A 6,614-nucleotide genomic window follows, 5' to 3' on the forward strand; every position below is an offset into this window, starting at 1 on the left:
CCGGCCTGGCCGTGGACGCGCAGAATCGCCTGTGGGTGGTCCAGAGCGGCAGCACGCCGGGCGGCGCAGCGGTCACGACGCCCCATGTCGGACGCTATGACAGCGGCTCGGCCACCGAGGGCCTTGGCTTCAACGTGGACCGTAGCCTGGGTCTGGGCTTCCCGCAGATGGTGGCCCTGGACGGTGACACCCTGTGGCTAAACACCAATTTCGGCCTGATCCTGAAATACGACGTGTCGGCCACGCCCGTTCTGAGCGGCGTGTATACCTTCCCCGGCAAGCTCAATGATCTGGGTGGCGGCACCCTGACCGTGCGAAACGGAACGTTGTGGATCAGCGGCAAGAACGCGGGCGTCAGCAGTGTGCTGGGCGTGAACATCACCGCGCTGCCCGCCGCCAACGGCCCGTATTCGGTCAACGGTGACGCCGCCGTGACCAAGACCATCACCTCCGGCCTGTATGACCCGGCAGGGCTGGCCTTCGACAGCGCGGGCAACCTGTGGGTGGTCAACAAGACCGGCGCGGCGGGCGTGGCCGGAACGAACGCCACAGATCCCGGCTCGTTGATCCGCTATCCCGCCGCCTCGCTGAGTACCGTCAACCCCGTCCCTGACCTGAACATCGGCCTGGGCAGCCGCTATCCCGTTGGCCTGGCCGTCGGCAAGCCCTGAGTGTCCAAAGCTAAGGTTCTAAAAGGAGGCATTGATGCAAAACGCCGCTCCACTCGTCACCGTTCCAGCCCGAAAGCGGCGAGCCTCCCCTATGCGGCGGCAGGAAACCCTGATGGCCCTGCTGCTGATCCTGCCCAGCACGCTGGGCATCCTGGCCTTTGCGGTGCTGCCCATCGCCGCCTCGCTGGGCATCTCGGTCACCAACTGGGGCGGCCTGAGCAAGCCCAATTTCGTGGGCCTCCAGAACTACGCCACCGCCCTGCAAGATCCACGTGCCACCTCCGCTCTGTCGCACACGCTGATCTACGTGCTGCTGGCGGTGCCCACCGGGGTGCTGATCTCGCTGACGCTGGCCGTGTGGATCAATAACCTGAAGGCGGGCTGGCTATGCACGGTGTTCCGCACGGTGTATTACCTGCCGATGGTCACCATTGGCGTGGCCGTGGCGCTGCTGTGGCAGGTGCTGCTGGCCCCGCAGGGGCTGGTCAACCTGGTGCTGGGCTGGCTGGGCGTCAACGGCCCCAATTGGCTGGGTTCGCCCGCCTGGGTGCTGCCCGCCGTGGCCATCTTCAGCGTGTGGCAGGGTTCGGGGCAGGGCATCATCCTGTTCCTGGCCTCGCTGGCGAGCGTGCCCAAAGACCTCTATGAGGCGGCCCAGCTCGACGGGGCCAAACCGTTCGAGGCGTTCCGCTTTATCACGCTGCCGATGATCAGCCCCACCGTCTTTCTGGTGCTGGTGCTGAGCCTAATCGGTGCCCTACAGGTGTTCGAGGCCGTGCTGGTGCTGTCTGCCGGTGGCCCCGGCGACAGCAGCACCACCGTCGCGCTGTACATCTACAAGACCGCCTTTACCTTCTTCAAGATGGGCTATGCCTCGGCGCTGGCCTGGCTGCTGGCGGTCATTTTGATCGGCCTGATGGTGATCCAGTGGCGCAACCAGAGCAAGTGGGTGAACTATGACCAGGTCTGAACCGCTGCGCCCCGAACCCCTGACCCGCCGCGACGCCTCCTTGAAGGCGCGGGCGCGCGGATCGCAGGCCGGGCTGCTGGGCCTGCTGACGCTGGGGGCCGTCGCCATTTTGCTGCCCTTCGTCTGGATGATCCTGACCGCCTTTAAGACCCCAGCCGAGGCGTACACCTGGCCCCCGATCTGGCTGCCCGCCAAGTGGAGCCTGGCCAATTTCACGCAACTGTTCGACACCATTCCCTTTGCCAGGATGTTCTTCAACTCGGTCTGGACCAGCGTGCTGATCGCCAGCCTGAACATCCTGTCCGCCGCCCCTGCCGCCTACGCCTTTGCCCGGCTGCGCTTTCCGGGGCAGGGGCTGTTTTTCGGCTCGCATCTGCTCTCGCTGATGATTCCCTGGCAGGTCACCATTATTCCGGTGTTCCTGCTGATCCGGCAGCTCGGCTGGTACGACAGCTTCACGGCATTGATCGTTCCCAGCATCGCCAGCGGCTTTACCGTGTTTTTGCTGTTCCAGTTCTTCCGCTCGTTGCCGCGCTCGCTGGAAGAAAGCGTATTGATCGACGGCGGTTCGTGGTTCACGGCGCTGCGGCATGTGGCGCTGCCTGCCGCCAAAGGGGCAATCGCGGCGGCGTGGCTGTTCTCCTTCCTGGGCAACTGGCAGTCGTTTATCTGGCCGCTGATCGTGTTGCAGAGCAGCGAGAAGATGCTGCTGCCGGTGGGCCTGCTGAGCTTCCAGAACCAGTATTCGGTCAACATCCCGGTGCTGATGGCGGGGGCCACCCTGTCCACGCTGCCCACCGTCATCGCCTACATGTTCGTCCAGCGCTACCTGACCGACGCCGCGATCACCAGCGGCCTGAAGGGGTAATCCAACCATGCCAGACCATGTTTCCAACGTCCGAACCGCCAGTGTCCCAATCAATCGCCGCCCTCTCACATTTTCTGGAGGAACCACCATGAAAAAGACCCTGCTCCTGCTCGCTGCCCTGAGTCTGTCCACCGCTGCCACTGCCGTCAATATCGACTACGCCACCTGGGACGGCACCCGTCAGCAGGCCGACGAGGCATTGATCGCCGCCTTCAACAAGTCGCACCCCGACATCACGGTCAAGTACAACCTGGTTCCCTGGGGCGTGTACTGGCAAAAGGCCGCCGCGATGGTGGCCGGGGGCAGTACGTTTGACGTGATGTGGATGAACCTGGACAACTTTCCCTTCTACCAGTCGCAGGGCGCGCTCTCGCCGATCAAGCTGGACGCCAAGACGGCGGCGGCACTGCCGAGTGTGCGAACCGCCCCGTACAGGGTGGCAGGGCAGTTGTACGCCGTGCCGCTGGGACCGCAGCCGGTCACGGTGTACATCAACCGCGCGCTGTTCAAGGAACGCGGCGTACCGGTCCCCACCTCAAGCTGGACCTTTGACCAGATGCTGGCCGCCGCCAAGAAACTGACCTTTACCAAGGACGGCAAGCAGATCTACGGCATCAACGGCGCAGACCTTCAGGCCGATCTGGAATACGGCATGAGCTTTTACTTCGGCGCGGGCGGCACCGGCCTGATCAAGAAGACCGGCGACAGCTACACGGCCAACCTGGACGCCACCTTCGCCAAGACCTCGCAGAAGTTGCTGGACCTGATCTACAAGGACAAGGTCTCCCCCGGCCCGCAGGCGTCCACCCAGCAGGGCTACCAGATGTTCCTGGCCGGACAGATGGGCATTCTGGTGCAGGGAAGCTGGATGGTCAGCACCTGGGACCAGAACAAGGAACTGGACTGGGCCTTTGCACCTTTCCCCAGCGTGGACGGCAAGCAGCCGCGCCCGGTGGTCAGCGCCCACGCGCTGGTGGTGCCATCGGGCAGCAAGAACAAGGACGCCGCGCAGACGCTGGTCACCTGGATGAACACCAGCCCGCAGGCGCAGCGCATCCTGGCCCAGAAGGGGCTGTTGCCCACGCTGGCCGAGAACTACAAGAGCCAGTACCTCCAGGCGCTGCCCGGCAGAAACGCCCAGACGGTGTTCGCGCAACTGCCGAATTCGGTGGTGATCAATTTCAGCCTGCGCAGCCTGAAAGTGCTGCCGGAAGTGCTGACCGTGCTGAGCCAGAAGCTGAACCTGGCCTGGACCGGCAACGCCAAGCTGCCCGACGCCATCAAGCAGGCTTCCAGCGAGATGGACACCCTGCTGAAAACGGCCAAGTAATGACCGGGCAGGCCGCAGAGGGGTGGGTGCTGGGCCTGGACGGCGGCGGCAGCAAGACCGCGCTGGCCTACGTGAGCGGCGCGGGAGAGGTGGTGGGGCCGTTTTACGCCCCGGGCATCAATCCCTTTGACCGTCCCGAGTGGGAAGCGGTGCTGCGGGCCTTCCTGACGGGCCACCCCGCTCCCGGCCCACTGGCCCGCGCGGCGCTGGGGCTGCCCGGCTACGGCGAGTCCCCGGCCTTCAGCGCCCGGCAGACCGCCGTCTGCACCGAACTGCTCCCCACCTGCCCGCACAGCGTCATGAACGACGTGGAGGCCGCCTTTACCGGGGCCTTCACCGGCGGGCCGGGCGTGTTGCTGCTGGCCGGAACGGGTTCGATGGCCTGGGCGGACGATGGTGCAAATCAGCTCCGTGTCGGCGGCTGGGGCGAGGGCTTTGGCGACGAGGGCAGCGCGTACTGGACCGGGCGGCGGGCGCTGGGGCTGGCCAGTCAGGCGCTGGACGGACGGCACGCCGACGCCGATTTTGCGCAGGCGCTGCTGACCCCCGTGCTGGGCGGCCCCCCCACCCAGCCGGACCTGCTGATGTGGTACTACGGGCAGGCACATGTCCGCTCTGCCGTCGCCACGCTGGCCCGCTCGGTGGATGATCTGGCCGGGGACGGGCAGCCCACCGGACGGCCAGCTTCACCATGACTGCCTTCACCCGCGCACGCGGACGCGAGACCCGCATCTTCGGCACGCGCGGCGAGCTATACGGCGACAGCCAGAGCATCGAGGTCTACGACTTCCTGACCGGCGAGACCTCCGTGATGGACACCGACATCGCCTCGGACGGCAGCATCCTGTCGGGTCACGGCGGCGGGGACGACGGGCTGATGGCGGCGTTTCTGGCCGCAGTGGGGCAAAACGATCCTGGCCTGATCCTCAGCGGTCCGCAGGAAACGCTGGAAAGTCACCTGATGGTCTTCGCAGCGGAGCGGGCGCGGCAGACGGGCCAGGTGGTGGACGTGAATGCGGCGGAACCACGTGACGGACCACGCTCTGCGGCCTCTCCCCTCTCAGATTGACCCAGGCCCAGAGAGATTGACCCAGGCTCAGAGGGGGAACGTCACGCCGGTCAGCTCCTCCGAGACCGTCCACAACTGCCGGGCGGTCTCGGCGTCGTGTGAGCGGGCATTGGATTCCACGCGCTGCGGGTGGCCCGCAATCTCTGCGAAGCCGGAGGGGCCGAAGAACTCGCCGCCCGCCACCACCGGCGCAGTCGCCGCGTACAGGCTGGGCAGCGCGCCCATCTGCTGCGTCTGGGCCAGCCGTCCCATCAGACCGTCGTTGACGCCTTCGCCCTGCAAGCTGGTGGCCGCGTAACCGGGGTGGGCCGCCACGGCCAGGGTGCCGCTGCCCGCCGCCCCCAACCGGCGCTGCAACTCGTGGGTAAACAGCAGGTTGGCAAGCTTGCTCTGGCCGTAGGCAGGCATGGCCTTGTACTTGCGGGCTTTCCAGTTCAGGTCACCAAACTCGATCTGCCCGAAGCGGTGCGCGATGCTGCTGACCGTGACCACCCGCGCGCCGGGCGTACCATTCAGCGTGCCGATAAGCTGCGCCGTCAGCGCGAAGTGGCCCAGGTGGTTGACGCCGAACTGCGTCTCGAAGCCCTGCCCGGTCTCGCCCTGCGGCGGCACCATGATGCCCGCGTTGTTGACCAGCAGATCCAGACGTTCAAATTTGCTCTTGAAGTCATCGGCGAAAGCCCGCACCGAATCGAGATCTTCCAGGTCCAGGGCCATGATGACCACTTTGCCCGCAGGATTCGCGGCGAGGATGCGCGCGGCGGCTGCTTCCGCCTTCTGGGCGCTCCGGTAGGCCAGCACGACGGTTGCGCCGTGCTGGGCCAGGGCGCGGGCCGTCTCATAGCCCAGGCCACTGTTCGCGCCGGTGACGACAGCCACCCTGCCGCTTTGATCGGGCATGTCAGCCTCACTCCAGTCGCCCTTCTGGCGGCCCGTGGCGAAATACGCCAGCGGACCAATAAAGTTGAGAAAGAGGGCCGCGCGCCAGCCCGCCTTGCTGCCGTTGAGCTGATCTGGCTGGCGGCGGTTCAGGTCCAGCCAGGCAGCGGCGAACAGTCCCACCTGCACGGTTCCAGCGGTGATGATGGCGGTCTTCTGGGCGGCGCTGAGGTGACTCCAGCGTCGAACGGCATTGGTCTGGGTCTGCATGCTGATCTCCTGTCTGGGGCGAGCGTAGCGTGTGTGGGGTTGGGCGAAGGTAAAGGGCAAGCGCGTGACGCTGCCGACGATCTGGCTCTGACCAGGTTTCTAGAGGGGCCAGGCGCTTGCAGTGACCAGAGGCTCCCACACCACTGGCTTCAACCTGAGTAAGCGCGCAGGCCATCACCCTCATGGAGGTGGTGCCCGCCCGCCCCACTGTGCATGACAACAGTCGCACTCATAGTCGGACACCCCAGGAGACCTGTTCAGCCCTAGGGTCTCTATTTTGTGCTGTCGCCGCTCTGGGCGGCTTTTTTCTTATGGTGCACCCTAATGGACTCGAACCATTGACCGACCGCTTAGAAGTCGTACGATAGTTCGTCCCACCTCACCACTTCTCAAATCAGCACGAGTTAAACTGTCCTTGTGGAACGTAGTTTTTCAATGAACACTTCGGTGCCAAGTTCTGTTCCATCCCAATCTATCCCAGCACATCCCATGTCGGTTGGGCACGCGTTGGGCATGGCCGTAGCCGGAGACAGGCTGAAATCCAGGAAGATAAAGCC

General features: G+C 65.1%; 7 protein-coding genes. 6 read left to right on the plus strand and 1 reads right to left on the minus strand.

What is annotated here, in order from left to right:
• Positions 1–11: 11 nt before the first annotated feature.
• From Q322_RS0120290 to Q322_RS0120315, 6 genes are all read left to right on the plus strand, one after another.
• The gene (locus Q322_RS0120290) at positions 12–671 is read left to right on the plus strand and encodes a hypothetical protein (protein WP_029479643.1); all 660 of its coding nucleotides are present in this window, start codon (positions 12–14) and stop codon (positions 669–671) included.
• A gap of 34 nt (positions 672–705) precedes the next feature.
• A complete protein-coding gene (locus Q322_RS0120295) occupies positions 706–1,641 on the plus strand; it encodes a carbohydrate ABC transporter permease (protein ID WP_029479644.1) in 936 nt (311 codons plus the stop codon).
• On the plus strand, positions 1,628–2,509 hold the full coding sequence (locus Q322_RS0120300) for a carbohydrate ABC transporter permease (RefSeq protein WP_051668823.1): 882 nt from the start codon (positions 1,628–1,630) through the stop codon (positions 2,507–2,509). Before Q322_RS0120295 ends, Q322_RS0120300 begins: the two co-directional genes overlap by 14 nt.
• A gap of 88 nt (positions 2,510–2,597) precedes the next feature.
• A complete protein-coding gene (locus tag Q322_RS0120305; RefSeq protein ID WP_029479646.1) occupies positions 2,598–3,839 on the plus strand; it encodes an ABC transporter substrate-binding protein in 1,242 nt (413 codons plus the stop codon).
• Entirely contained in the window at positions 3,839–4,534 is a 696-nt protein-coding gene (locus Q322_RS0120310; protein WP_051668824.1) for an N-acetylglucosamine kinase, read from the plus strand. The genes Q322_RS0120305 and Q322_RS0120310 overlap by 1 nt, the downstream gene beginning before the upstream one ends.
• Positions 4,531–4,908, plus strand: coding sequence for a hypothetical protein (locus Q322_RS0120315; protein ID WP_029479648.1), 378 nt, complete (start codon positions 4,531–4,533; stop codon positions 4,906–4,908). Before Q322_RS0120310 ends, Q322_RS0120315 begins: the two co-directional genes overlap by 4 nt.
• A 27-nt stretch (positions 4,909–4,935) precedes the next feature.
• Here Q322_RS0120315 and Q322_RS0120320 read toward each other — a convergent pair whose 3' ends face one another.
• A complete protein-coding gene (locus Q322_RS0120320) occupies positions 4,936–6,057 on the minus strand; it encodes an oxidoreductase (protein WP_084148131.1) in 1,122 nt (373 codons plus the stop codon).
• Positions 6,058–6,614: the final 557 nt, after the last annotated feature.

The sequence above is a fragment of the Deinococcus frigens DSM 12807 genome, from assembly GCF_000701425.1.
GTDB classification, from domain to species: Bacteria; Deinococcota; Deinococci; order Deinococcales; family Deinococcaceae; genus Deinococcus; species Deinococcus frigens.

What these genes read in the sequence shown, in the direction of transcription:
- Q322_RS0120295 (WP_029479644.1), top strand. Translation starts at nt 706, where the DNA reads ATGCAAAACGCCGCTCCACTCGTCACCGTTCCAGCCCGAAAGCGGCGA.
- Q322_RS0120300 (WP_051668823.1), top strand. Translation starts at nt 1,628, where the DNA reads ATGACCAGGTCTGAACCGCTGCGCCCCGAACCCCTGACCCGCCGCGAC.
- Q322_RS0120305 (WP_029479646.1), top strand. Translation starts at nt 2,598, where the DNA reads ATGAAAAAGACCCTGCTCCTGCTCGCTGCCCTGAGTCTGTCCACCGCT.
- Q322_RS0120310 (WP_051668824.1), top strand. Translation starts at nt 3,839, where the DNA reads ATGACCGGGCAGGCCGCAGAGGGGTGGGTGCTGGGCCTGGACGGCGGC.
- Q322_RS0120315 (WP_029479648.1), top strand. Translation starts at nt 4,531, where the DNA reads ATGACTGCCTTCACCCGCGCACGCGGACGCGAGACCCGCATCTTCGGC.
- Q322_RS0120320 (WP_084148131.1), bottom strand. Translation starts at nt 6,057, where the DNA reads ATGCAGACCCAGACCAATGCCGTTCGACGCTGGAGTCACCTCAGCGCC.